This window comes from Porphyrobacter sp. CACIAM 03H1 (assembly GCF_002215495.1).
Classification (GTDB): Bacteria; Pseudomonadota; Alphaproteobacteria; order Sphingomonadales; family Sphingomonadaceae; genus Erythrobacter.
On sequence record NZ_CP021378.1, the window covers coordinates 3,342,209 to 3,364,507 of the forward strand.

Genomic DNA, 22,299 nt, shown 5'->3' on the forward strand with positions numbered 1-22,299 from the left:
GTTCCGTTTCAGGCTGATCTTTCATGCCCATGTGGCGAGCGCAGCCGCCGGTTCAAGGCCAGTGTCATCGGCCGCTCGATCCACCGATGGAACAGCCAGCTGGCCGCGATCGTCGCGGCCAGCGCACTCACGAGATAGTCCCACGGCCTGGCATCGAAACCCGGCAGGCGTCCCCAGAACCACAGCCAGAACCACGCGACGGGCACATGCAGGAGATAGAGCGAATAGCTCATATTACCCGCCCGGTTCACGAAGCCGGCGGCGGGCAGGGCCAGCGGGCCGGACAGCGCAGCGAGCGCGATCAGGAGCGCCGGCAGTCCGCTCCACAACAGATAGCCAAAGCCCATCGCGGGCGGATCGGCCGGCACCGGCACGCCCCACCAGGCCGCGAGGGCCGCCGCCAGCATCGCGGCGCGCAGCCACGGGGGCGCGCATCCGTTTCGTGCACGCCACAATGCGAGCAGCATTCCTGCAACGAAAACCAGCGTCACCGGCCGCGTGGCGGTGAACAGCGGCGCATTGACGGGATCAACACAAAGCCCCGCGAGACAGAGCGCCGCCAGCACCACCGCCACCCCGGCAATAGCCGCCTCGCGCCGCCAGACGATGAAGAGCCCGAACAGGGCGTAGAACAGCATCTCGTAGAACAGCGTCCAGCCCACCCAGAGGAACGGCACCGCCCGCAGCGTGCCGTCGGCCGGCCAGTAGGGGATAAGAAGCAGTGATTGCCCAAAGCGCGCCGGGTCGATCGGCTGGGGGAACAGGGTCAGGAAGATAACGGCGAGCAGTCCGCTCGCGATCCAGTATGGCGGCATCACCCGCACCAGCCGCCGTCGCCAGAAGATCCGGCGCGCGCCCGCCCGCCCGAACAGGCTTTCGGAGGAAACGACCATCACATGGCCGGAGATGACGAAGAACAGCATCACCGCCACCTGTCCGGACCGCCCGTCCGCCTCGGGCGCTATGCCGAGGCCGCCTGGGAGATGATCGGCGAAGGCGAAGGCAAGGTGACCCGCAGCCACGGTCAGCGCGGCGAGCGCGCGCAAGAGCTGGATCGCGACGATCCTGCCGCCCTGCGTCTCGGCCGCGCCGCTGCCTGGATCCCCGTTTTCCGCCCGCACTCCCGGGCGGATAGGGCTAAACCGTCTCGACCGTCAAATTGCCGTTGGTGAAGACGCAGATCTCGGCCGCGACCGCCATCGCCTTGCGGGCAATGGTCTCGGCATCCTGCTCGTAATCGGCGAGCGCCCGCGCGGCGGCCAGGGCGAAGTTCCCGCCCGATCCGATCGCGGCGATCTCGCCCACCGGTTCCAGCACGTCGCCGTTGCCGGTCAGCACCAGCAGCGTGTCCTTGTCGGCGACGATCATCAGCGCCTCGAGGTTGCGCAGGTACTTGTCGGTGCGCCAGTCCTTGGCGAGCTCCACCGAGGCGCGCATCAGCTGGCCGGAATATTGCTCGAGCTTCTTCTCGAGCCGCTCGAACAGGGTGAAGGCATCCGCCGTCGCCCCGGCGAAGCCCGCGATCACGGAGCCGTTGCCGATGCGGCGGACCTTGCGGGCATTGGGCTTCATCACGGTGTTGCCCATCGACACCTGCCCGTCACCGGCGATGACGGTGGTGCCGCCGCGGCGGACGCCGATGATGGTGGTGCCGTGCCATTGCACGAGGCCGTGGGCCGATGGATCGTTGCTCATGCCCGCCAATATGGAGCGCAGGGCAAGCCGTTCAAGCGGCTTACTGCCCGTTCGGCCCGCCGCCCGGCGCCCCGCCGACGCCCGCACCGCCGACCTGACCAATATTGCCGAACAGGTCCTCGAGGAAGCCGCGCTCGCGGCCCAGCGTCGGGGTCTTGTTGCCGTTGGGATCGAGGAACACGACCTGCTCCACGCCGCTGCGCTTCACCTCCGACACGCGGCCCCTCTCGTCGAAGGTCACCGCCAGAACCGAATGGTCGCGGATGCGCGGGCGGTTGAAGGGGCGCTGGCCGGTGATGCTCGACACGTAATACCAGGTCGGAGTGCCGAACTGGCTGGTGAAGGTCGGGCGGCCGAGCGTGCCTTCCACCGACTGCTGGTTGTCGATCTTGGGCTGGATCAGCGAGGTCAGGGTGGGATCGACGATGTAGCCGCGCGATTCGCGGATCGCCGAGCAGGCCGGCAGCCCCAGGCCCGCGAGCGCCAGCAGCACCGCGCCGCCAGCCTTGCGCCAGCCGGAATTCATCGCCACCGCCCTTGTCATGTCAGCCAAACCGTGTCCGTCCCGTGCTGTGTGCGCAGCCTTGCGCTCTTGTCCCTTGGGCGTGGTGCTTTAAGGGGCTAGGCGCAAGCTTGCAACGCACCATATGGCATAGCGGTGGCCGAGGCGGGTTGAACCCCGGTTGAACGCATCCGCGGCTTCTGCGTTGTCGTAAGGAGCGAGGGGTTCGCCCCGCTCCGGTCCACTCGCGCGAAAGGCATAACCTCCCAATGTCCTTCCTCTCCCGCCTGCTCGGCACCGCCCCCGACCCGCGCGAAGGCGTGCGGCCGCTGTGGCACCGCGTGATCGAGCTGGCGCGCGACACCGTGTATTACACCGAATGCGGCGTGGCGGACTCGATCGCGGGCCGCTTCGACATGATCACCGCAGTGCTGAGCGCGGCGATGGTGCGGCTGGAAGCCTCCGACATGCGCGCGGAAAGCGCGCTGCTGGCGGAGCTGTTCGTCGAGGACATGGACGGCCAGCTGCGCGAATTCGGGGTCAACGACGTGGTCGTGGGCAAGCGCATCGGCAAGCTGATGAGCGTGCTCGGCGGGCGGCTCGGGGCCTATCGCGGGGCGCTGAACGAAGGCGATCTCGACCGGCTGACGGCGGCGATCGCGCGCAATGTCACCTTCGCGCCCGGCACCGACGAGGCGGCGGGCGCACGGGCCGTGGCCGGGCGGATCATGAAGCTGTCCGAGCGGCTGGGTCGCTTTTCCGATGCCGAAATGCTGAAGGCGAGCGCGATCTGGTGAGCGCGCCTCTCCCCCCGTCCGAACTGACCCGCATGGTCAAGGCGCGCCCGCTCCCCGGCGGACCGGTGGTGATCGAGGCAAGCGAGGCGGAGCGCGCTGCGCTCGCGGCGCGCTTCGGCCTTGGCGCGGTCGAGAGCCTGCGCGCCGAGATCAGCCTCGAACAGAAGCCTCGCGCGATCCGCGCAACGGGGCGGCTCAAGGCCGCGATCATGCAGCCCTGCGCGATCAGTGGCGAGGATTTCCCGGTTACCATCGACGAGCCCATCGATTTGCGCTTCGTCGAGGACCATCAGCGCCCGGCGAGCGAGGACGAGGAAATCGAGCTCGAGGCCGACGATTGCGACGAGATCGAATTCAGCGGCGAGATGTTCGATCTCGGCGAGGCCGTGGCGCAGTCGCTGGGCCTCGCGATCGATCCCTATGCCGAAGGGCCCGATGCCGATGCCGCGCGCGCCGCGGCGGGGATCGTGCAGGAAGACGAGGTGCGCGGGCCGCTCGCCGATCTGCTCGCCGGGCTGAAGAAGGACTGACCCGGCGCGTGTCCATAGGCATGGCGGCACGGCCCCTTAAGCGCCTGTCCGGCATGGGCAAACGCTCCCTTCCCCGTCCGAGTCCCGCCATGCCCGCCCCGCGCCTGCCGCTGCTGCTCCCGCTCCTCGCCCTCGCCGCCGCGCCCGCTGCGGCGGCGGAGGAGGACGGCAATGTCTGGCTCGGCCAGTTCGCCACCATCAATACCTCGGACAAGGTCTTTGTCCGGCTCGAGGCGCAGGAGCGGTTCACCAATGATTCCGAGCGTTTGGGCCAGCTCCTCCTGCGCTCCCTGGTCGCATACAGGATCAACCGCGAGGTCAATATCGGGGCGGGCTACGCCTATGTGCTGACCGATCCGGTGGGGCCGGTGAAGCTCAACGAGCACCGCTTCTACCAGGAGCTCAACATCCGCCTGCTGACGACACCCGGCGGCACCACGCTCGATTCGCGCACCCGGCTCGAACAGCGCACCTTCGAGGAGCGCGGCGGCACCGATTGGCGGCTGCGGCAGTTCGTCCAGCTGCGCGCGCCGATCATCAAGAACAACCGGTTGGTGATCTTCACCGAACCCTTCGTCGACCTCAGCGAGGGGCCGGTGCAGCGCGGGGGGCTGGCGATCTGGCGCAATTTCGCCGGGGTCTCGATCCCGCTCGCCAAGGGGGTGGAGGTGGTACCGGGCTACCTCAACCAGTATGTCGTCCGCGGCGGGCCGGACCGGATCGATCACACGGCCAACGTCAACCTGTTCATGACCTTCTGAGCCCCGCACGGGGGCGCGATGTTCCACGTGGAACACGCCGCGGTCGTGCAACGGGCGCGGGATGACAGGGGGATGACCGGACAACGGCAGGGGGGTGCGGGCAGGTCGTGCCCAAGCCTGCCGTTCGCGCCAGATCAGAACGGGATGTCGTCGTCGAGATCGTCGTAGCCGCCGCCCGAGGAACCGCCGCCGAAGCCGCCGCCCGAACCGCCAGCGGACCCGCCGCCATAGCCGCCCGCGCCCCCGCCCGAGCCGCCGCCATAGCCGCCCGAACGGCCACCGCCGCCACCGCCGCCCATGCCGCCGCCACCACCCGACGCGCCATCGAGCATGGTCATCACCGAATTGGGGCCCCGCAGCACGACTTCGGTCGAATAGCGGTCATTGCCCTGCTGGTCCTGCCACTTGCGGGTCTGGAGCTGGCCCTCGATGTAGACCTTAGAGCCCTTCTTCAGATAGCGCTCGGCGACGCCCGCCAGGCCCTCGTTGAAGATCGCGACGGTGTGCCATTCGGTCTTTTCCTGGCGCTCGCCGGTGTTGCGGTCCTTCCAGGTTTCGGAGGTGGCGATGCGCAGGTTGCACACCTTGCCGCCGTTGGCGAAGGTCCTCACTTCCGGGTCCGCGCCCAGATTGCCGATCAGCATGACCTTGTTGAGCGAACCCGCCATCGATTTGTCCTTCCCGTCAATGTCTTGACCCCGCAGGCGCACAGGATGCGCCGCGAATCTGTCACAGGCAATAGGGAAGCGCGGCGGCAGGCGCGACCGCCGCGGAAGGTTAATCCACCGCTTGAGGCTGCAAGGTCACCGCGCCGGATAGCGCAGCCGGCCGAGAAAGCGCGTCAGGCTCGGCAATTCGCGGTCCTTGTTCAGGAACTGCGCCTTCACCTTCTCGAACCGCATCACCCCGTCGATCCGGCGGTCGAGGAAGGCGTAGGTATCCGCCTTGCCTTCCGAATCGTCGTTCACGAACACCGCGAGCGTCGCCGAGTAGATGCCGGCAAGGATCGCGCGCTTGGTGTAGTGGTTGTAATCGGTCGCGGTGTCGCCCGCGAGCCGCCACATGATGTCCGCCGAATGCCAGCCGAGCTTCAGAGCCCGCCGTGCGTTCTGCGGCTGCGCCATCACGGCAAGCGCGCGGCGCACTGCCTCGTCGATATGGGCGACTGCCTCGAGCCGGAACGCCACGAGAGTGCGGATGCGTTCGCGGATCTTGAGCGTCGCGAGGCGTTCGGCCGGCCATTCGGCCTCCATCGCCTGATCCACGCTCGCGATCCATGCCTCGATCATGTCCATCGGCTTGGCGCCCGGGAAGGCGAGCCGCACCACATCGGGATCAGCCCCCGCCATCTCGGCCGCGGCCATCAGCGCAGTCTCGTTCCACCCGTCGAAGATCGCGCTGGCGGCGATGTCGGGGGCGAGCGCGATGCGCAGCTCGTCGAGCGTTAGGTCTGAAAAATCGGTCATGTCAGAAGGAAGGCCCGTAGTTCTTCTTGGTTCCCGCCTCGGCGCGCTTGGCGTCGGCGGCGGCGAATTCCTGCTTCATGAGCGTGTTGCCGCTCTGGAGCTCCATGTAATCGCGCGCCGAGCGGCCCGAATTGTCGTTGCGGTCCGGGTCCGCGCCCTTGTCCAGCAGCAGCCGCACCAGCGGCACGTTGCGGGCATGGACGGCGGCGATCAGCGGCGTCTCGCCGGTCTGGTCGGCGACGTTGATGCTCGCCCCGCCCTTGATCAGCGCCTCGACCCCGTCGGTGAAGCCCATTGCCGTGGCGAGCTGCAACGGGGTCATGCCCTTCTTGTTGCGGATGTTGGGATCGGCCCCGCGCTGGAGCAGGAAGCGTATCCACAGCAGGTCGCTGCGCGCGACGACGATATGGAGGCCCGTGTCGCCGCTGGTGAGGTCGCGGCTGTTGACGATCTGGGTCCCGGGCTTCGACAGCATGTCGGTGGCCTTGTCGCCCTCGCGGTCCTTGACCGCTTCGAGGAACTGGTAGCCTTCCGACTGGAACTGCGCGGCGGCCGGGGCGGCCAGCGCGAAGGCCAGCGCGGGCACGGCCGCACTGGCAATCGCGGCGCGAAGCCCTAACTTGCGCAAAACACCATGAGCCAAGGTTTGATCCTTTCGCATTTCCTGCCACACCCTCGGGCGTGGGACAGCGCGGGGGGCTTGCGCCGCAGCGCCTTTCACAAGCGACCAGTTAGCAGAGCATGAACCGCATCAACAAGCCTTCCGCCACTCTTGCCGTCGCATTGGCGGCCGCCCTGATGCTCGCCGGTTGCGGCACGGGCGGCGCGCCGCAGCAGGAACCGCCGCTGGCCGGCGCCGCGATCGGCGGGGATTTCACGCTGACCGACAGCAAGGGCCAGACCGTGCGCTGGAGCGATTTCGCGGGCAAGTACCGCGTGGTCTATTTCGGCTACGCCTATTGCCCCGACATCTGCCCGACCGACATGCAGCGCGTGGCGCAGGGGCTCAAGGAGCTGAAGGCCAAGGATCCCGAAAAGGCCGCGCGCATCCAGCCGATCTTCATCACCATCGATCCGGAACGCGATACGCAGGCCGTGGTGGGCGAATTCACCGCCGCCTTCTCGCCCGACATCATCGGCCTGACCGGCACGCCCGAGCAGATCGCCGCGACCGCGAAGACCTTCAAGGTGTTCTACCAGAAGGGCGAGGCGCAGCCCGGCGGGGGCTATCTGGTCGATCACTCGAACGTCACCTACCTGTTCGGCCCCGACGGCGAGCCGATCGCCACCCTGCCGACCGACAAGGGCGGCGCGGCGGTGGCGGCGGAACTGGAACGATGGGTGAGCTGAGGGACCGCTTCTGGGAGCTGCCGCTGGGCGAGCTCTCCCGGCCCGAGTGGGAGGCGCTGTGCGACGGCTGCGGGCGCTGCTGCCTGCACAAGCTCGAGGACGAGGACACCGGCGAGGTGGTCGACACCAACATCGCCTGCCGCCTGCTCGACACCAAGACGGCGCAGTGCAGCGACTATCGCAACCGCAAGGCCTTCGTCCCCGATTGCCTGCGCCTGACCCTCAGGATCGTCGAGCAGGTGAGCTGGCTGCCCTCGACCTGCGCCTACCGCCTGCGCGCCGACGGGCGGCCCCTGCCGGGGTGGCACTACCTCCTCTCGGGCGATCGTGACGCGGTGCGCCGGGCGGGCGTCTCGGTGATCGGCCGGGTGGTGAGCGAGGTGGACGCCGGGCCGATGGAGCACCACGTCACCGAATGGCCCGCGCCCCGCCGCGACTGGGACCGCGAGGAGGAGAGCGCATGATCGACTGGCTGCGCGGCGCCTCGGTCCACCGGGCGCTCGATCCCGAGATCGACCTTGGCGGAGCGCGGGTACCGATCGTGCTCAAGCGGATGAAGACCGCGCGGCGGCTGACGCTGCGCCTCGCGCCCGACGGCAGCGAGGTGCGCATTACCCTCCCCGCCTGGGCCGAGGGTCGCGAGGCGATCGCCTTCGCCCATGCGCGCGCGGGCTGGCTCGCCGAACAGCACGCCAAGCTCCCCAAGCGCGCCGCGCCCGAGCCGGGCGGCGAGGTGCGCTATCGCGGGCAGACGCTGCGCCTCGCATGGGACCCGCGCGCCGCGCGCCGTCCGGTGCTGGAGAGCGGCGGCGCCTTGCGCATCGGCGGGCCGCAGGCGGGGCTTGAGACACGCCTCAGACGCTGGCTCGAGGCCGAGGCGCTGCGCCTCGCCGAGGCCGACATGCGCGATTACTGCGCTGCCGCCGGCCTTGCCCCCGTGGCGATCGGGCTGACCCGCGCGCAGCGGCGCTGGGGCTCGTGCTCCGACCGGCAGCGCATCCGCATCAACTGGCGGCTGGTGCAGGCCCCCGATTTCGTGCGTCGCTCGGTGGTGGCGCACGAGGTCGCGCACCTCGTCCATTTCGACCACTCCCCCGCCTTCCACGCCCTGCTCGCCGAGATCTTCGAGGGCGAGATCCGGGCCGCCGACCGCTGGCTCAAGGACCACGGGCGCAGCCTCTACGCGAGCTTCGGGTAAGGCGGGCCGCCCGCACGGGGCTTTGCCATCCTCGCGCGCACCCCTATATTGCGCCCATGCGCATCCTCCCCGCCCGCTTCAATCCGGCCAACGGCATCGCCGATTTCTGGCACGAGATCCGCCGCCCCAACCCGTATCGCTGGCCGATCCTCGGCCTGTCGATCCTGCCGGTGGCGGGGATGCTGTGGTGGGGCATGAACAGCACGGTCTACGCCGAGCCCGAGCGGCCGCGGATCACCTACATCACCACCCTCGATGCCGGCCGCAGCGATGCCGAGATCATCGCCGAGAACCTCGCCAACCAGCAGATCAAGGACCTGCGCGAGGCCGAGGAAGCGCGGATCGCGGCGAGGAAGCGCGACATGTACAAGGCGCTCGGCCGGGCGGCGGGGATGGATGTCGAGGAAATCGAGCGCAAGGCCGAGGCCGAGCGCGCCGCCGAGGCAGCCGCCGCCGCGAAGCGCCGTGAGGCTGCGGCAGCGACCGCGCCCGTCAGCGAAAGCGCCGGACAATAGCAGCACACCTGCCGCCTTCCGATCACGAATGGATGGCCGCCGCCGCGCGCCTCGCCGCGCGCGCGCGGCCGCTCAGCCGTCCCAACCCCGGCGTCGGGGCGCTGGTGGTGACAGGCGCGCGGGTGATCGCGCGCGGCTGGACCCGCGCCGGCGGACGCCCCCATGCCGAGGCCGAGGCGCTGGCGGGCCTCGCCCCGGCGCAGCTCGCCGAGGCGACGCTCTACGTCACGCTCGAGCCCTGCGCCCATGTCTCGGCGCGCGGGCCCTCCTGCGCCGACCTGATCGTGGCCGCGCGCCCCGCCCGGGTGGTGGTCGGCCAGCGCGACCCCGACCCGCGCACCGCCGGCGAGGGCATGGCGCGGCTGGCCGCGGCGGGAATCGCCGTGACCCTGCTCGACGACGCCGCCTCGGCCGCAAGCCTTGCAGGCTTCCTCACCCGCCTGACGCTGGGCCGCCCGCGCGTGACGCTCAAGCTCGCGACCTCCCTCGACGGCTGCATCGCGCTCGCCGACGGCACCAGCCGCTGGATCACGGGCGAGGCGGCCCGCGCCCATGTCCACGCCCAGCGCGCGCGGCATGACGCGATCCTCGTCGGCGGCGGGACATGGCGCACCGACGCGCCGCGGCTCGATGCGCGACTGCCGGGGCTGGAGAGCCGCTCGCCAAGCCGCGTGGTGCTGACCCGCGGCCCCGCGCCCGAGGGCACCACCGCCCTCCCCGCGCCCGAAGCCATCGCGGGCCTTGCGGGCGTGCAATATCTCTATGTGGAGGGCGGCGCGGCGACCGCCGCCGCCTTCCTCGCAGCCGATCTGGTCGACGAGCTCCACCTCTACACCGCTCCCATCCTCATCGGGGACGGGAAGCGCGCACTCGGCCCGCTGGGCCTCGCGCAGCTCGACGCGGCGCATGGCCGCTGGCAGATCGCCGAACGCCGCCAGCTTGGCAGCGACAGCTTCGCCGCCTATCTGCGGACCCGATAACCCCCCAGAGGACCCACGCGCCCATGTTCACCGGCATCGTCACCGCCATCGGCACCATCGCCGCCGCCGAGCAGCGCGGCGACCTCAGGCTGCGCATCACCGCCCCGCTCGATCCCGCCCGGATCGACATCGGCGCCTCGATCGCGTGCTCGGGCGTGTGCCTCACCGTAGTCGAGCGCGGCGGCAGCGCGGGCGATGCATGGTTCGACGTCGACCTTTCGGGCGAGACCGTCAGCCGCACGGTGCCGGGCATGTGGAACGCCGGCGCGCGGCTCAATATCGAGCCCTCCTTGCGCCTCGGCGACGAATTGGGCGGTCACATCGTCACCGGCCACGTGGATTCGGTCGGCGAGGTGGTGAAGGTGGCGCAGTCCGGCGACAGCTGGCAGGTCGCGATCCGCGCCCGCGCCGAGATGGCGCCCTTCATCGCCGAGAAGGGCTCGATCACCGTCAACGGCGTGTCGCTGACCGTCAACGACGTGCGCGACCGCGAGGATCGGACCTGCGACTTCCTGCTCAACATCATCCCCCACACCGCCGCCGTCACGACGCTCGCCGCGCTGAAGGAGGGCGACGCGGTCAACCTCGAGATCGACGTGCTGGCGCGCTACCTCAAGCGCATGCAAACCCTCGCCGCGGCAGGCTGAGCGGTTGCGCGCCGCGATCCTCGCCGCCGCCTGCCTCGCCGGCGCGGCCTGCACGCCCGCCGGGTCCGACCCCGCCGCTCCTGCCGCCGGTGATGCCGTGATCAACCCCGTCGTCCATTTCGAGATTCCCGTCACCGACATCGACCGCGCGGTCGCCTTCTACGAGGCGGTCTTCGCAGTGAAGCTCGAGCGGCGCGAGGTCGATGGCTATGCGATGGCCTTCTTCCCCCGCGCCGACGGCCGTCCGGGGGCAAGCGGCGCGCTGGCCCAGGGCGACGTCTACAAGCCGACGAAAGACGGCGCGATCCTCTACTTCGACGTGCCCGACATCGATGCCGTGGTCGCCCGCGCCGAGGCGCGCGGGGGCGCGGTGCTCTATCCCAAGAAGGACATCGGCGCGGCTGGCTTCGTCGCCGAGATCGCCGACAGCGAAGGCAACCGCATCGCGCTGAGCGAGGCGGCGGAATAGGCGACAACCGGCGGCGCGGAACGTGCCCCTTACCGCCGCACGCCCGCGAGCGCGGTCAATGTCCGTCCCCGGCCCTCGATCACGCTCAGCGTGCCGTCGGTCTCCAGCACCACGGCGGCGACATCCTCGATCCGGCCTACCCCGGCGGAGCGGATCACGGCGAGGATCTCGTCCTCGGTGACACGCTCCTCGCGCATGGCCCGGCGGCGGTATTCGCCATCCTCGAACAGGATGCGCGGCTGGCTGCGCACCAGATCGCGGAAGAAGGGCAAGGCGATCGACAGGCGCGATACGGTCCATTGCAGCAGCGCCAGCATCGCGAAGGCGAGCGCGCCTTCAAGGAAGGATACGTCCTTGCTCAGCAGCACCGTCGCCAGCGTCGAGCCGAGCGCCACGGTCACCACCAGATCGAAGGCGTTGAGCTTGGCCAGCGCGCGCTTGCCCGCAAGGCGCAGCACTCCGACGAGGGTGGCATAGGCCAGCATCGCGATCAGGACGACCCTCAGGAGGTCGTGAAGGCTGTCGAAGAACATGCGGGGCTTACTCCACCCGCGCGGGCAAGGTTCCGCGCGGTCAGCGCGCCAGCGGGCCCTGCGCGAAGCTCTCCCGCGTGATCGCGTAGGTGAGGTGCGGGATGATCTCGCCGCCCGCCATGATGCGCTCCTCGCGCCGGTCGGTCAGCTGCGCGCCGATATTCTCCAGCGCCTTGCGCGAGCGGGTGTTGGTCTCGCCCACCAGAAAGCGCACCTCGGCCACCTTGGCGAGGGCATGGGCCAGCATCAGGCGCTTCATCTCGTGGTTCCAGCGCCCGCCCCAGTGCGAGCGGGCAAGGAAAGTCCAGCCGATCTCGACCGAGCCGCCATCCGCCTCCTCAAGCCCCTGGAAGCGCGAGGAGCCGATCGCCGCGCCAGTTCGGGCATCGAGCACCAGCAGCGCGCCCCGGTTCGCCAGCGCGTCCTCGAAGAAGGCGCGGAACACCGGCTCCTGCCAGCGGTCATGCGCAGGGTGCTGTTCCCAGATCAGCGGGTCCGAGGCGACCCCGAAGAGCGCGTCCCAATCCTCCGCGCGCAAGGGGCGCAGGGTGACATGCTCGCCCTCCAGCACGGGCTGGCGGTCGAGCATCACCGCCTATCCCGCCACTGCCGCGAGGGCAGCGATGAACTTCGGCAGGTTGTCCCTGGTGAGGCCCGCGATGTTGATGCGGCCCGAGGCGGCCATGTAGATGCCGTGGTCTTCCCGCAGCGCCGCGACCTCTTCCTTGGTGACGGGGAGCATCGAGAACAGCCCGTTCTGGGTGCCGAGCGGGGTGAGGTCGATCCGGCCTGCCGTGCCCGCCTTCGCCAGCGCGTCGCGCACGGAGCGCATCCGGGCGCGCATCGTGTCGAGTTCGGCGAGCCAGGCCTCGGTCATGTCGGGATCACGCAGGATGATCCGCACCGCCGCGCCGCCGTGATCGGGCGGCATCGACCACGCCGCGCGTGCCAGCGCGTTGGCGTTCGAGAAAGCCGTATCGAGCGCCCCCGGCTCGGCCGCCATCACGTAGAAGGCGCCCACCCGGTCGCGGTACTGGCCGAAGTTCTTGTCGCAGGAATAAGCGACGAAGGCCTCGGGCACGGCGGCGAGCAGGCCGCGCATCCCGGCCGCATCCTCGTCCATGCCGTGACCGAGGCCCTGATAGGCGGAATCGATGATCGGGAAGGTGCCGCTGGCGGCAAATGCGGCGGCGATCGCCTCCCACTGGTCGGCGGTGTAGTCGATGCCGGTGGGGTTGTGGCAGCAGGCATGGAGCAGCACGGCCTCGTCGGCCGAAGCGCCGTTGATCGCGGCCAGCACCGCCTCGAGATTCGCCGTGCCGTCCGGATTGGCGTGGTCGAAGGGCACCAGCTCCATGCCGAGGTCGGCGAGGATCTGCGCGTGGTTGGGCCAGCTCGGCACGCCCATGTGAACGCGCTTCACGCCAGCCTTCTGCGCCAGCGCCAGTGCGAGCCGCACCGCGCCCGTGCCGCCCGGGGTCTGCATCCCCTGGATGCGCCCGCCCATCGTCGGGTCGGCGCTGCCGAAGATGTAGGGCATAAGCGCGTTGACGAAGCCCATGTCGCCCTCGGGGCCGAGGTAGGACTTGCTCTCCTGGCTGTCGACCAGCGCCTGCTCGGCCGTCTTGATCGCGGCGAAGACAGGGGTGGCGCCGTCCTCGGTGCGGTAGACCCCGACACCGAGGTCGATCTTGTCCTCGCGCGGGTCGGCGGCGTGGAGGCGGATCAGGGCGAGCAGGGCGTCGGGCGCCTGAGGGCTGAGTCGGTCGAGCATCATGGGGCACGCGCATGGCGCGCCGTGCGCCGCGCCGCAACCGGGTTTTGCCGGAAACCCTCAGAAAGGCGACCAGCGATGCTCCTTGGAGAAGCGCATGTAGCCGGCGTTCACCCCGAGCCGCAGCCCCGCGCCCACCCGGATCGGGATCAGCACGATATCGCCCCGGCGCAGGTAGCTGGCATGCAGCCCGCCGACGAAATAGGCCTGCCCCTCGCCCGCCGGGAAGCGCTTGAACAGGTCCTCGGTGTCGTAGAGGTTGTAGACCAGCACGAAGGTGTTGGCGGCATTGGCCCCGGCGTCGAACCCGACCGAGGGGCCGGTCCAGTAGACCTGCTGCGTGCCCTCGACCTTGTGGTGGAGCGTGCCCGAGCCGTAGCGCGCGCCGACGATGAAGGCACCCCCGGCCTCGCGCCCGACGATGTAGCCGTTGGGTTCGCCCTGCTTCCTCAGGAGGTCCTCGATCAGCTTGGCGAGCCCTTCAGCGCCCTTGCCGAACACGCCCTCGGCGGCGCCGATGAGGTCGTCCTCGCCATAGGTCTGCCCGGCGTTCTGGGCGGCGGTGGTGACGGGGGCGACACCGCCGTCGGCGGGCGGAGGCGCGGCGGCTGCGGAGGGAGCCGCGGCGTAGTCGTCGAAGGTTTGATCGAACGCAGGGTCGGTCGGCGGCGGCGCGGGGACGGGCGTGGGGGCGGATGCCGGAGGAGCCTGCGGGCTCGCCAGGTCGGCATCGATCCCGGCGGCATTGTCCTGCTGCTGGCCGAAGGCGGTATCGGGATCGAAGGTCTCGAGATCCTGCGCCGCAGCCGGTGCGGCGGCGAGCGAGAGCGCCGCCATCGCCGCCAGCGCGGCGCTGGCGATGCGCCGCGCCGCAAGGGCCAGGCCGGTGGCGGGGGAATGGGCGATCATCATCCTCATGGTGCAGCCTTTCGCTACGACGTGTCAGCCCCGGTTAACTGCGCATGCGACGAGAATCGCTTCCCGCCTGCGAGGCAACCGCCCGTCGCCGGGGCGAATCGAAATTGCGACGAGCCGTTGGCGGGCCTAGGGGCGCGGGGCTGAATGTGTCCCGAACCGGCGCGTCGGCGTCACCACCGAACAGCGGGTCCGGAAGCGGGGGGCCTTTTTTGTCGAACCCACCTTGCCGCTGGCCCAAGGGCCGACTATAGCGCCGCCCCTACAGCCCGATGTGCTGCCCGGAGACGTGGGTGAGTGGCTGAAACCAGTTCCCTGCTAAGGAACCGTACTCTATCAGGGTACCGAGGGTTCGAATCCCTCCGTCTCCGCCACCGGCCTCTGAAAAGCTGGCTTTCCTCTTCGTGAGGGCGTCGTTCCCATGATGGCTCCACGAAAGCCCTTCCGCCTTGCGGTCATTGCCGGACAATCAACCAGTTTGGCGACGGGTGATTTCCTCGGTCTAGTCCTCTGTCACAGCTGGAACCGCATTCACGGGTTGCGGCAAGCTTCGACGGGAGGCCGGGCATCGCTAGGCTGTCAGGATTGATCGCGCACTTCGGTGACAGTCGCTTCGGCCGCTGGGCACGCTCCCGTCTCCAACCGGCACCCCGGATCATCGGGTCCGCTTTCGGCGCGCTTCTGTGGGTAGCGAGCTCCACCGCGCTGCATGGCCAGACCGTATCGGATGCCGTCCCGGCTATCCCGGCCGACGACCCGGGGACCGGAACGCAGGACACGATCGAGATCGCGGACCTGACGCGGCAGTCGGACCGAGAGATCGCTGCCGGTCTTGCCGATATCTTCGCCCAGATCGACGGCCTCAGCGACGTCGATGTCTCGGTACGGTCGGGCGTCGTCACCCTGACCGGAAGCGTCGCCGGGCAGGCCGACCGCGAGCAGGCGGCGCAGATCGCCGGGCGTATCGCCGGGGTGGTGACGGTCGAGAACGCCATCGAGCGCACCTTCGAGGTCGACACAAACCTGTCCGCGGCAACTGGAGCGCTGCGCGACGATGCCCGCTCGCTGGTCCGCTCGCTGCCGCTGCTGGGGGTCGCGCTGCTGGTTGCCTTGCTGGTCGGCGGGGCGGGTTACCTGCTTGCCGGCCAGAAGTGGTTCTGGAACCGGGTGGCGCCCAACCCCTTTCTGGCGGAACTGCTGGCCGGCGCGATCCGGTTCATGGCCATCATCGCTGCGCTCATCATCGCCCTCCAGATCCTCGATGCCGTCACCCTGCTCGGTCTCGTCCTCGGCAGCGCCGGGATCATCGGCATCGCGCTGGGTTTCGCGGTGCGCGATACCGTCGACAATTACGTCTCGAGCCTGATGCTGAGCCTGCGCCAGCCGTTCCGCGCCAACGACCATGTGCTGATCGACGATCTGGAGGGGCGGGTGATCCGCCTGACGTCGCGCGCGACGGTGCTCATGACGCTCGACGGCAATCACCTGAGGATTCCCAACGCCACCGTCTTCAAGGCCAACATCCTCAACTACACGCGCAATCCCCAGCGCCGGTTCGATTTCGATCTCGGGGTGGATTCGGCCGACGATCCGCTCGGCGCGATCGCGGTGGGGCTCGCGGCGATCAGGTCGCTGGCCTTTGTGCTCGAGCAACCGCGCAGCTTCGCGGTGATCCATACCGTCGGGGAATCAAGTATCGTTCTGCGCTTCTTCGCCTGGGTCGATCAGCGCGCGACCGATTTCCTGAAAGGTCGAAGCCTCGCGATCCAGGCGGCCAAGCGCGCGCTGGAGGAAGCCGGTTACGAATTGCCCGAGCCGATCTACCGGATCCGTGTCGATGATCGCAGCAAGCTGCTGCACCCGAACGACAAGAAGCGCGACGGGGCGCCGAGGTCCGCACGCGCGTCGGCCGTCGAGGGCGATCACGCAGAGCCCGAGCGCGCCGTCGAGAACCTGGTCAGCGAAGAGCGCGGCGCGACCCGGGAGCGGGATCTGCTCGATACCGACCGTCCGATCGAGTAGGGGCGACACAAGATCAGGACGGCAGGGGCGCGCCCGCGCCCCCGCACTTTCGGGCGACGTCCCTCAGCGGGTCGGATCGGTGCCTGCACCCCGGCCCACGCGCGTGCCCTCCACGATCGAAGCGGGCACGCCGTCCACGTCGTTGGCGCTTGCCGGACGGCCGAGGTTGTCCTGCGCGCTGTGGCGGGTGAGGCCGCGGTGGTCGTGCAGGATGCGGTCGACCTCGCGCCGGTCGCCGCGGACCTCGTCGAGGTCGACGCCGACCCAGTAGCCGCCGCGCTGCAGGCGTTCGTCGAAGAAGCGCGCGTCCTCCTCGTCGACCCCGTAGTTCATCAGCGCACCGGTCAGCCCGCCGATGGCGCCGCCGACAACGGCGCTGGTCGCCGCGGTGCTGCCGATAATGCCAAGCGCCTCGGCCACCGCCCCGGCGGCGAAGAACGGGGCGACCCCCGGGATGGCGAGCGCGGCAAGCCCGGCGATGGCCCCGCCGCCCGCGCCGATCGCGAGGCCCTTGGCGGCGCCGCTGCCCTTGGTGTCGGCGTGGTGATGGTCGTCGCGATCGGAATGGTGATCGCGCTCGAAGCTGTCGTCGTGCTTGCTGATCACCGAGATCGCCTTGTCCCCGACCCCGCTGCGGCGCAGCTGGTCGATGGCGGCCTCGGCCTCGGCCCGGGTCTCGAACACGGCGGATGTCACGTTGCGTTGCATGTGTGGTCTCCTTCGTTTGCGGGCATCCATGCCCATGCATGGGCCTAGGCAGGGCCGGAGGCGATTGTTTCGCCCGGCAAGATTTCGCGTGCATGGTGCAAGATGAGGCGATGGCTGCTGCGCGGCCGGAAGACTGGATCGGTTCTTCAGGTTTGGTCTGCATGATCCGCCTCCGCTCAGTGCCGGCCCGGCCCTTGGCGCCGAACGGCAGCGTTGCCGGCGGTGCATGGAGACAATGCCGCCGCCGCGCGATAAGAGCGCGCGATGGCCCGGTTGCTCCTGTTCAACAAACCCTTCGGCGTGTTGTCGCAATTCACCGACCGCGGATCGCCGACGGAGCGCGCGACCCTGTCGGACTTCATCGCGGCGAAGAGCGTCTATCCCGCCGGTCGGCTCGACCGGGACAGCGAGGGCCTGCTGCTGCTCACCGACGACGGGCGATTGCAGGCTCGCATCGCCGAACCGCGCTTCAAGCTGCCCAAGACCTATCTCGTGCAGGTCGAGGGTGATCCGCAAGACGGGGATCTCGAACCCCTGCGCAAGGGCGTCCGGCTCAAGGACGGCCTGACCCTGCCCGCCGAGGCCCTGCGCATCGACCCGCCGGACCTGTGGCCCCGCGACCCGCCGATCCGCGTGCGCAAATCCGTTCCCGACAGCTGGCTCAGGATCACCATCCGCGAAGGGCGCAACCGGCAGGTGCGCCGGATGACGGCGGCAGTGGGCCTGCCGACCCTGCGGCTGGTGCGCTGGTCGATCGGCGACTGGACCGTCGCAGGGATCGCACCGGGCGCTTTTGTGGAAATTTCCATATGAATTACCGCCACGCCTTCCATGCCGGCAACAGCGCCGATGTCGTCAAGCACGCGCTGCTGATCGCGCTGGTGCGCGCCTTGCAGCTCAAACCGTCGGCACTGACCCTGATCGACACCCACGCGGGTTGCGGGCTCTACGACCTCCAGGGCGAGGAGGCAGGGCGCACCGGCGAGGCCGAGGGGGGCGTGCTGCGGGCCTTTGCCGACACCGACCCCCTGCTCGATGACTACCGCGCCGCGGTGCGCGCGGTGAACGAGGGCGGCGAGCCGCGTCTCTATCCCGGCAGCCCGCGCATCCTGTCGCAGCTGCTCCGCCCGCAGGATGGGCTGATCCTCAACGAGAAGCACCCCGAGGACGCCGCCATCCTGCGCGGCGCGATGCGCGGCCTGCCCGCTGCCATCCACGCGCGCGACGCCTACGAGCTTTGGCTGGCCCTGCTGCCGACCCGCACCCCGCGCGGGCTGGTGGTGATCGACCCGCCCTACGAACAGACCGACGAGCGCGCGCGCATCGCCGCAACCCTCGCCGCCGCGCACCGCAAATGGGCGCACGGCGTCACGGCGATCTGGTATCCGCTCAAGGACAGGGCCGCGCACCTGCGGTGGAAGCAGCAGCTCAAGCGGCTCGGCATCCCCAAATTCCTGACGGTGGAGCACTGGCTCTACGATGCCGACCAGCCGGGCCTCTACAACGGCGCGGGGCTGTTCATCGTCAACCCGCCCTATGCCTTCACGCAAGAGCTGCCGCCGCTGCTCGAGGCTCTGCGCGCCGCGCTGGCACCGGACGGGCACAGGGGCACGCTCACGGCCGAGTGGCTGAACGGCTAGACGAGGCCCCCTCGGCTCCCCTCCTCGCCGCTCTCCCGGGCACCTAACAGCACTTGTCATCTCCATGACAGGCCATGTGTGTGGCGGCCCCCGATGCCCCGCGGCAAGCTCGCGTCATCGAATGCAACGGGGAGTATGACGATGACGACACCCTTCCAGCGCCGCCCGGCCCGTGCAACCGCCGTGGCCATGCTGGCCGCAACGGCGATGCTCGCCGCGAGCGTTCCGGCCCATGCCAGGGACAAGGACGATGATGATGCGGTCGATCTGGCGAAATGCACCGAAAGCCTCGGCACCATCGCGGTGGTCGAGGGCGACACGCAGGGCTGGTCCGATTACGGCCTCGGCAGCCCGCGCGCGCTGATCAACGCTCTCGCCACCGAAAGCGGCTGCTTCACCCCGCACAACCCGGCCGGCGGCACCTCCGCAGACTTCCTCATGAACGTTGTCGCGGGTGACAGCGAGGAGGTCGACCAGTCGATCGAACTCGCCAAGGGCGCGGCGATGGAGGGGCTGGTGCGTTCGGGCGCGGCGGGCTCGCTGCTCGGCAGCGTTCCGGGCGCAGGCGCGGTGCTGGGGATGTTCGGCGGGCTCGGCGGCAAGAAGAAGAAACTCGCCGCCGGGATCAAGCTCCTCAGCCCCGCCAACGGGTTGACCGTCGCGACCGGACAGGGCGTGGTCAAGAAGAGCACGCTGACCTTCGGCGGCGCGGGGGCGTGGAATGCGGGGGCGAATGCTGCCGGATACGGCGCCAGCAAGGACGGCAAGATGCTGGTCGAGGCCTTCGTGCTCGCCTTCAACGATCTCGTCGCCCAGCGCGAGACCATCGCCTCGGCCCCCAGAGCCGGCGGCGCTGCCTCCGCCGCGACCTCGCTTGCGACGGTCGCCGCCACCACCGCCATGCTCGAAACGCCCGCCGCCAACGCCAAGGTGGTGCGCAACCTCAGGGTTGGCACGACCCTCACCCCCACCGGCAAGCGCGACGGGCTGTTCATCGAGGCCAAGGACAGCTTCGGCACCACCGGCTGGGTCTCGGTCGAGAGCCTCAACTGACCTCCCGCCGATGCGGCGGCAGCCCCGGCGCACCTGCTGCCATCGCTTGCGCGTCGCGCCGGGCGGTGGCAGCACTGTCGCAGGGGAGGCGGTGCTGTCCGTGCAATCGCGAAGGATGGAAGCGGGGCCGATGAGGATCCTCTACGTCGAGGACGATCCGCGCGCGGCGGCGATGGTGGGCGACATTCTCGCCGCGAACGGCGATGTGCTGGTGTGGGAAGCCAGCGGCAGCGCGGCCCTGCTGCGCGCGGGCATGGAGCATTTCGACGTCATCATCCTCGACCGGATGCTCGGCGACATCGACGGGCTGACCATCACCCGCCGCCTGCGGGAGGGGGGCATCAGCACCCCGATCCTGATCCTCTCGGCGCTGGGCCGCGGCAGCGACCGGGCCGACGGGCTCGACACGGGCGCGGACGATTACCTCGCCAAGCCATTCGAGCCCGAGGAACTGGTCGCCCGTCTGCGCGCCCTGCACCGCCGCGCGAGCGGGCGCGAGCACAGCGCCGTCATCCTCTACGGCGCCTTCGAATGCCACGTGAAGGCTCGCACCGCCTTCCGCGACAACCGCCATCTCGCGCTGAGCCCCAAGGAATTCGAGCTGTTCCGCTATTTCATGGAGAATGCCGGCGAGGTGGTCACCCGCGAGATGCTGCTGCATCACGTGTGGAAGATGGACTTCGACCCCCAGACCAACGTGGTCGACGTGAACATCGGGCGGCTGCGGCGCAAGCTCGAGGACGGGTTCGAACGGCCCGCGCTCGAGACCATCCTGGGGTCGGGCTACCGCCTGCTCGACGGGCGGCCATGACGGGCGCGCCGCGCTCGATCTTCACCCGGCTGGTGGGCGCTGCGATCCTGCTGTCGCTGGTGCTGCTCGCCGCGCTTTGGTGGCTGACCCATGCCAGCGTCAGCGCCACGCTCGAAGACGCCGCGCGCAGCAAGGTCGATGTCGATCTGGCGGGGATGGTCGATATCTACGCGACCGGCGGGCAGGCCGACCTCGAAGCACGCATCGCCGACCGCATCGCCTTCACCCCCGCCGAAGGCGGCGCGGCGCATTACCTGCTCGCCGACGACGGCGGGAGGCGTATCGCGGGGGATCTGGAAAAGTGGCCGGCGCTCGATCCGGCGGTGTCGGAAAGCGGTGTGATCGCGATCGGCACGCAAGAGAAGGCCTATGCGCGGGCCGTACAGCTCGCCCCCGGCCTCAGGCTGCTGGTGGCGCGCGGCACCGATCTGGAGACGCCCGTCCTCGCCAGCATCACCGCCGCCTTCGCCGGGGGCGGCGCGGTGTTCGTGGGGCTGGTGGCACTGCTCGGGCGCCTGGCGGCGCACGGGCTCCATGGCCGCATCGCGCGCATCAACCTCGCTTTCCGCGAGCCGCAGGATGCGGCGGGGCTGGTGACGGCGGGCAAGGCCGACGGCGACGAGATCGACGAACTCGCCGCGCACAGCGCCGCCGCTCTGCTGCGGGTGAACGACCTGCTGGCGGCCTACAAGGACACCTCGGAACAGCTCGCCCACGAGATCCGCACGCCGCTCTCGCACTTGGACAACCGGCTGGTGAAGGCGCTGGCCAGCCAGCCCGAACCCGCTGTCGCCGAACGCCTCGCCGAGGCGCGGGGGGAGATCCGGCGGATCGTCCAGACGCTCGAATCCCTGCTCGATATCGCCGCCAGCAAAGCCCATCGCGGCGACCGCGCGGGGCTCGCGCCGGTCGACCTCAGCGGATTGGTGAGCGGGATCTGCGACCTCTATGCGGGGAGCGCGGAGGAGGCGGGGCTGGACCTCGCCTGGACAGTCGCACCCGGAGTCCTGATCGCGGGCGACGCGCGCCAATTGCGCAGGCTGGTGACGAACATGCTCGACAACGCGATCAAATATGTCCCGCCCGGCGGGCACGTGACGGTGACGCTGGAACCCGGGCCGATGCTGGTCATCGCCGACGACGGCCCCGGCATCGACCCGCGCGACCGCGAGCGCATCTTCGAACGCTTCTACCGCGGGCGCGGGTCGGGCGAGGAGACCCCGGGCAGCGGACTCGGCCTTGCGCTCGCCCAGGCCATTGCCGAGCGCCACGGGCTGGCATTGACGCTGGAGGCGCCTGCCGAGGGCGGGCCGGGAGGCGCGGTGTTCCGCATCGCGCCGGCGCCATGAGCCGCGCTTTCACCCGGGTCGCTGGCGCGATGGCGGCGCTGGCACTCGCGGGCTGCGCGCCCGGGGCCCGGCCGCGCGGCGCGACGCCCGACGCGACGCCCGTTCCTGCCGACCGCGCCGAACAGCTGGCGACCGCGCTTCTGCTGGCCGACCGCGCAGACCGCAGCGGCGATGCCGCCGCGCTGGCCGAGGCAGCATTGACGATCGACCGGCTCGCCCCGAGCGCCCGGACCGATGCCGATGCCGAAACCCTGCGCCGCTGGCGCACCGCCCTCCCCCCCGGCACCGCCCCCTTGCGCGGCCGGGCGCTCGGCCCCGGCTACCGATCGGAGGTGCTGATGCCGGGCGCGACGACGCAGCTTCACCAGACCTTCCTCGGTGGGCGCAGCGCGCAGATCGTGGTCCGCGTCGCCGAAGGGCCGGCACCGCGGATGATGGTCCGCGACCAGTCTGCCCGCGAGGTTTGCCGCGCCGTCCGCGATCCGGTGAATTGCCGCTGGGTCCCGCTCTACACCCAGCGCCACAGCATCGAGATCGTCAACACCGGCGATACGACGGCGCGGTTCTACATCGTCTTCGACTGA

28 protein-coding genes and 1 tRNA gene are annotated in these 22,299 nt (G+C 69.8%); 18 read left to right on the top strand and 11 right to left on the bottom strand.

What is annotated here, in order from left to right; genetic code table 11:
* Window positions 1-8: 8 nt before the first annotated feature.
* Genes CBR61_RS15815 through CBR61_RS15825 form a run of 3 tightly spaced genes read right to left on the bottom strand, consistent with a single transcriptional unit; the run spans window position 9 to window position 2,221 of the window.
* A complete protein-coding gene (locus tag CBR61_RS15815) occupies window positions 9-1,121 on the bottom strand; it encodes an acyltransferase (protein WP_324616819.1) in 1,113 nt (370 codons plus the stop codon).
* Window positions 1,122-1,137: 16 nt separating this feature from the next.
* Complete coding sequence (gene hslV / locus CBR61_RS15820) at window positions 1,138-1,695, bottom strand: ATP-dependent protease subunit HslV (protein ID WP_088915235.1); 558 nt, start codon at window positions 1,693-1,695, stop codon at window positions 1,138-1,140.
* A gap of 40 nt (window positions 1,696-1,735) precedes the next feature.
* Window positions 1,736-2,221, bottom strand: a complete 486-nt coding sequence (locus tag CBR61_RS15825; RefSeq protein WP_233996769.1) for an outer membrane protein assembly factor BamE — start codon at window positions 2,219-2,221, stop codon at window positions 1,736-1,738.
* 245 nt (window positions 2,222-2,466) lie between these two features.
* Between CBR61_RS15825 and CBR61_RS15830 the strand changes: the two genes are divergently transcribed.
* The 3 genes from CBR61_RS15830 to CBR61_RS15840 all read left to right on the top strand — a co-directional run bounded on the left by CBR61_RS15830 (window position 2,467) and on the right by CBR61_RS15840 (window position 4,285).
* Window positions 2,467-2,994, top strand: a complete 528-nt coding sequence (locus CBR61_RS15830; RefSeq protein WP_088915237.1) for a ubiquinol-cytochrome C chaperone family protein — start codon at window positions 2,467-2,469, stop codon at window positions 2,992-2,994.
* Complete coding sequence (locus CBR61_RS15835; protein WP_088915238.1) at window positions 2,991-3,524, top strand: YceD family protein; 534 nt, start codon at window positions 2,991-2,993, stop codon at window positions 3,522-3,524. The genes CBR61_RS15830 and CBR61_RS15835 overlap by 4 nt, the downstream gene beginning before the upstream one ends.
* A gap of 89 nt (window positions 3,525-3,613) precedes the next feature.
* On the top strand, window positions 3,614-4,285 hold the full coding sequence (locus tag CBR61_RS15840) for a DUF2490 domain-containing protein (RefSeq protein ID WP_088915239.1): 672 nt from the start codon (window positions 3,614-3,616) through the stop codon (window positions 4,283-4,285).
* 134 nt (window positions 4,286-4,419) lie between these two features.
* On the opposite strand, the gene ssb is transcribed toward CBR61_RS15840, so the two are convergent.
* The 3 genes from ssb to CBR61_RS15855 all read right to left on the bottom strand — a co-directional run bounded on the left by ssb (window position 4,420) and on the right by CBR61_RS15855 (window position 6,394).
* A complete protein-coding gene (gene ssb, locus CBR61_RS15845) occupies window positions 4,420-4,953 on the bottom strand; it encodes a single-stranded DNA-binding protein (protein ID WP_088915240.1) in 534 nt (177 codons plus the stop codon).
* Between the two features lie 135 nt (window positions 4,954-5,088).
* Window positions 5,089-5,751, bottom strand: a complete 663-nt coding sequence (locus tag CBR61_RS15850) for a COQ9 family protein (RefSeq protein ID WP_088915241.1) — start codon at window positions 5,749-5,751, stop codon at window positions 5,089-5,091.
* A gap of 1 nt (window position 5,752) precedes the next feature.
* Window positions 5,753-6,394 carry an ankyrin repeat domain-containing protein gene (locus CBR61_RS15855; RefSeq protein ID WP_233996770.1) on the bottom strand — a complete coding sequence of 214 codons (642 nt, stop codon included), beginning with the start codon at window positions 6,392-6,394 and terminating at the stop codon, window positions 5,753-5,755.
* Window positions 6,395-6,492: 98 nt separating this feature from the next.
* Here CBR61_RS15855 and CBR61_RS15860 point away from each other — a divergent pair, with 98 nt between their 5' ends.
* Genes CBR61_RS15860 through CBR61_RS15890 form a run of 7 tightly spaced genes read left to right on the top strand, consistent with a single transcriptional unit; the run spans window position 6,493 to window position 10,910 of the window.
* A complete protein-coding gene (locus CBR61_RS15860) occupies window positions 6,493-7,101 on the top strand; it encodes an SCO family protein (RefSeq protein ID WP_088915243.1) in 609 nt (202 codons plus the stop codon).
* Entirely contained in the window at window positions 7,089-7,565 is a 477-nt protein-coding gene (locus tag CBR61_RS15865) for a YcgN family cysteine cluster protein (RefSeq protein WP_088915244.1), read from the top strand. The genes CBR61_RS15860 and CBR61_RS15865 overlap by 13 nt, the downstream gene beginning before the upstream one ends.
* A complete protein-coding gene (locus CBR61_RS15870) occupies window positions 7,562-8,299 on the top strand; it encodes a M48 family metallopeptidase (protein WP_172835986.1) in 738 nt (245 codons plus the stop codon). The genes CBR61_RS15865 and CBR61_RS15870 overlap by 4 nt, the downstream gene beginning before the upstream one ends.
* A gap of 56 nt (window positions 8,300-8,355) precedes the next feature.
* On the top strand, window positions 8,356-8,814 hold the full coding sequence (locus tag CBR61_RS15875) for a hypothetical protein (RefSeq protein ID WP_088915246.1): 459 nt from the start codon (window positions 8,356-8,358) through the stop codon (window positions 8,812-8,814).
* Window positions 8,815-8,822: 8 nt separating this feature from the next.
* The gene (ribD, locus tag CBR61_RS15880) at window positions 8,823-9,794 is read left to right on the top strand and encodes a bifunctional diaminohydroxyphosphoribosylaminopyrimidine deaminase/5-amino-6-(5-phosphoribosylamino)uracil reductase RibD (protein WP_324616836.1); all 972 of its coding nucleotides are present in this window, start codon (window positions 8,823-8,825) and stop codon (window positions 9,792-9,794) included.
* 23 nt (window positions 9,795-9,817) lie between these two features.
* The gene (locus tag CBR61_RS15885; protein ID WP_088915248.1) at window positions 9,818-10,441 is read left to right on the top strand and encodes a riboflavin synthase; all 624 of its coding nucleotides are present in this window, start codon (window positions 9,818-9,820) and stop codon (window positions 10,439-10,441) included.
* 4 nt (window positions 10,442-10,445) lie between these two features.
* Window positions 10,446-10,910, top strand: a complete 465-nt coding sequence (locus CBR61_RS15890) for a VOC family protein (RefSeq protein WP_199797441.1) — start codon at window positions 10,446-10,448, stop codon at window positions 10,908-10,910.
* Window positions 10,911-10,939: 29 nt separating this feature from the next.
* Here CBR61_RS15890 and CBR61_RS15895 read toward each other — a convergent pair whose 3' ends face one another.
* From CBR61_RS15895 to CBR61_RS15910, 4 genes are read right to left on the bottom strand one after another with little or no spacing between them, the layout of a single operon-like run.
* Window positions 10,940-11,443, bottom strand: a complete 504-nt coding sequence (locus CBR61_RS15895) for a DUF421 domain-containing protein (RefSeq protein WP_088915249.1) — start codon at window positions 11,441-11,443, stop codon at window positions 10,940-10,942.
* 40 nt (window positions 11,444-11,483) lie between these two features.
* Window positions 11,484-12,032: a GNAT family N-acetyltransferase gene (locus CBR61_RS15900; RefSeq protein WP_088915250.1), complete on the bottom strand. Its 549-nt coding sequence runs from the start codon at window positions 12,030-12,032 to the stop codon at window positions 11,484-11,486.
* A 6-nt stretch (window positions 12,033-12,038) separates the two neighbouring features.
* Entirely contained in the window at window positions 12,039-13,217 is a 1,179-nt protein-coding gene (locus CBR61_RS15905) for an aromatic amino acid transaminase (protein ID WP_088915676.1), read from the bottom strand.
* 60 nt (window positions 13,218-13,277) lie between these two features.
* Window positions 13,278-14,135, bottom strand: coding sequence for a DUF1134 domain-containing protein (locus tag CBR61_RS15910; protein ID WP_088915251.1), 858 nt, complete (start codon window positions 14,133-14,135; stop codon window positions 13,278-13,280).
* A 280-nt stretch (window positions 14,136-14,415) separates the two neighbouring features.
* Between CBR61_RS15910 and CBR61_RS15915 the strand changes: the two genes are divergently transcribed.
* Together CBR61_RS15915 and CBR61_RS15920 are read left to right on the top strand one after the other, a co-directional pair.
* Window positions 14,416-14,506: transfer RNA gene (locus CBR61_RS15915), tRNA-Ser, on the top strand.
* A gap of 211 nt (window positions 14,507-14,717) precedes the next feature.
* Window positions 14,718-16,154 carry a mechanosensitive ion channel domain-containing protein gene (locus CBR61_RS15920; RefSeq protein ID WP_233996771.1) on the top strand — a complete coding sequence of 479 codons (1,437 nt, stop codon included), beginning with the start codon at window positions 14,718-14,720 and terminating at the stop codon, window positions 16,152-16,154.
* 63 nt (window positions 16,155-16,217) lie between these two features.
* On the opposite strand, the gene CBR61_RS15925 is transcribed toward CBR61_RS15920, so the two are convergent.
* On the bottom strand, window positions 16,218-16,862 hold the full coding sequence (locus CBR61_RS15925; protein WP_088915252.1) for a general stress protein: 645 nt from the start codon (window positions 16,860-16,862) through the stop codon (window positions 16,218-16,220).
* Between the two features lie 264 nt (window positions 16,863-17,126).
* On the opposite strand from CBR61_RS15925, the gene CBR61_RS15930 reads away from it, so the two are divergent.
* The 6 genes from CBR61_RS15930 to CBR61_RS15955 all read left to right on the top strand — a co-directional run bounded on the left by CBR61_RS15930 (window position 17,127) and on the right by CBR61_RS15955 (window position 22,299).
* On the top strand, window positions 17,127-17,675 hold the full coding sequence (locus CBR61_RS15930; protein WP_088915253.1) for a pseudouridine synthase: 549 nt from the start codon (window positions 17,127-17,129) through the stop codon (window positions 17,673-17,675).
* Entirely contained in the window at window positions 17,672-18,502 is an 831-nt protein-coding gene (locus CBR61_RS15935) for a 23S rRNA (adenine(2030)-N(6))-methyltransferase RlmJ (RefSeq protein WP_088915254.1), read from the top strand. Before CBR61_RS15930 ends, CBR61_RS15935 begins: the two co-directional genes overlap by 4 nt.
* Before the next feature lie 141 nt (window positions 18,503-18,643).
* Window positions 18,644-19,555 (top strand): SH3 domain-containing protein, encoded by a 912-nt coding sequence (locus CBR61_RS15940; protein ID WP_088915678.1) that lies wholly within the window; start codon window positions 18,644-18,646, stop codon window positions 19,553-19,555.
* 130 nt (window positions 19,556-19,685) lie between these two features.
* Complete coding sequence (locus CBR61_RS15945; RefSeq protein ID WP_233996772.1) at window positions 19,686-20,366, top strand: response regulator transcription factor; 681 nt, start codon at window positions 19,686-19,688, stop codon at window positions 20,364-20,366.
* Window positions 20,363-21,715 carry a sensor histidine kinase gene (locus CBR61_RS15950; protein ID WP_088915256.1) on the top strand — a complete coding sequence of 451 codons (1,353 nt, stop codon included), beginning with the start codon at window positions 20,363-20,365 and terminating at the stop codon, window positions 21,713-21,715. Before CBR61_RS15945 ends, CBR61_RS15950 begins: the two co-directional genes overlap by 4 nt.
* Window positions 21,712-22,299 (top strand): hypothetical protein, encoded by a 588-nt coding sequence (locus CBR61_RS15955; protein WP_157696640.1) that lies wholly within the window; start codon window positions 21,712-21,714, stop codon window positions 22,297-22,299. The genes CBR61_RS15950 and CBR61_RS15955 overlap by 4 nt, the downstream gene beginning before the upstream one ends.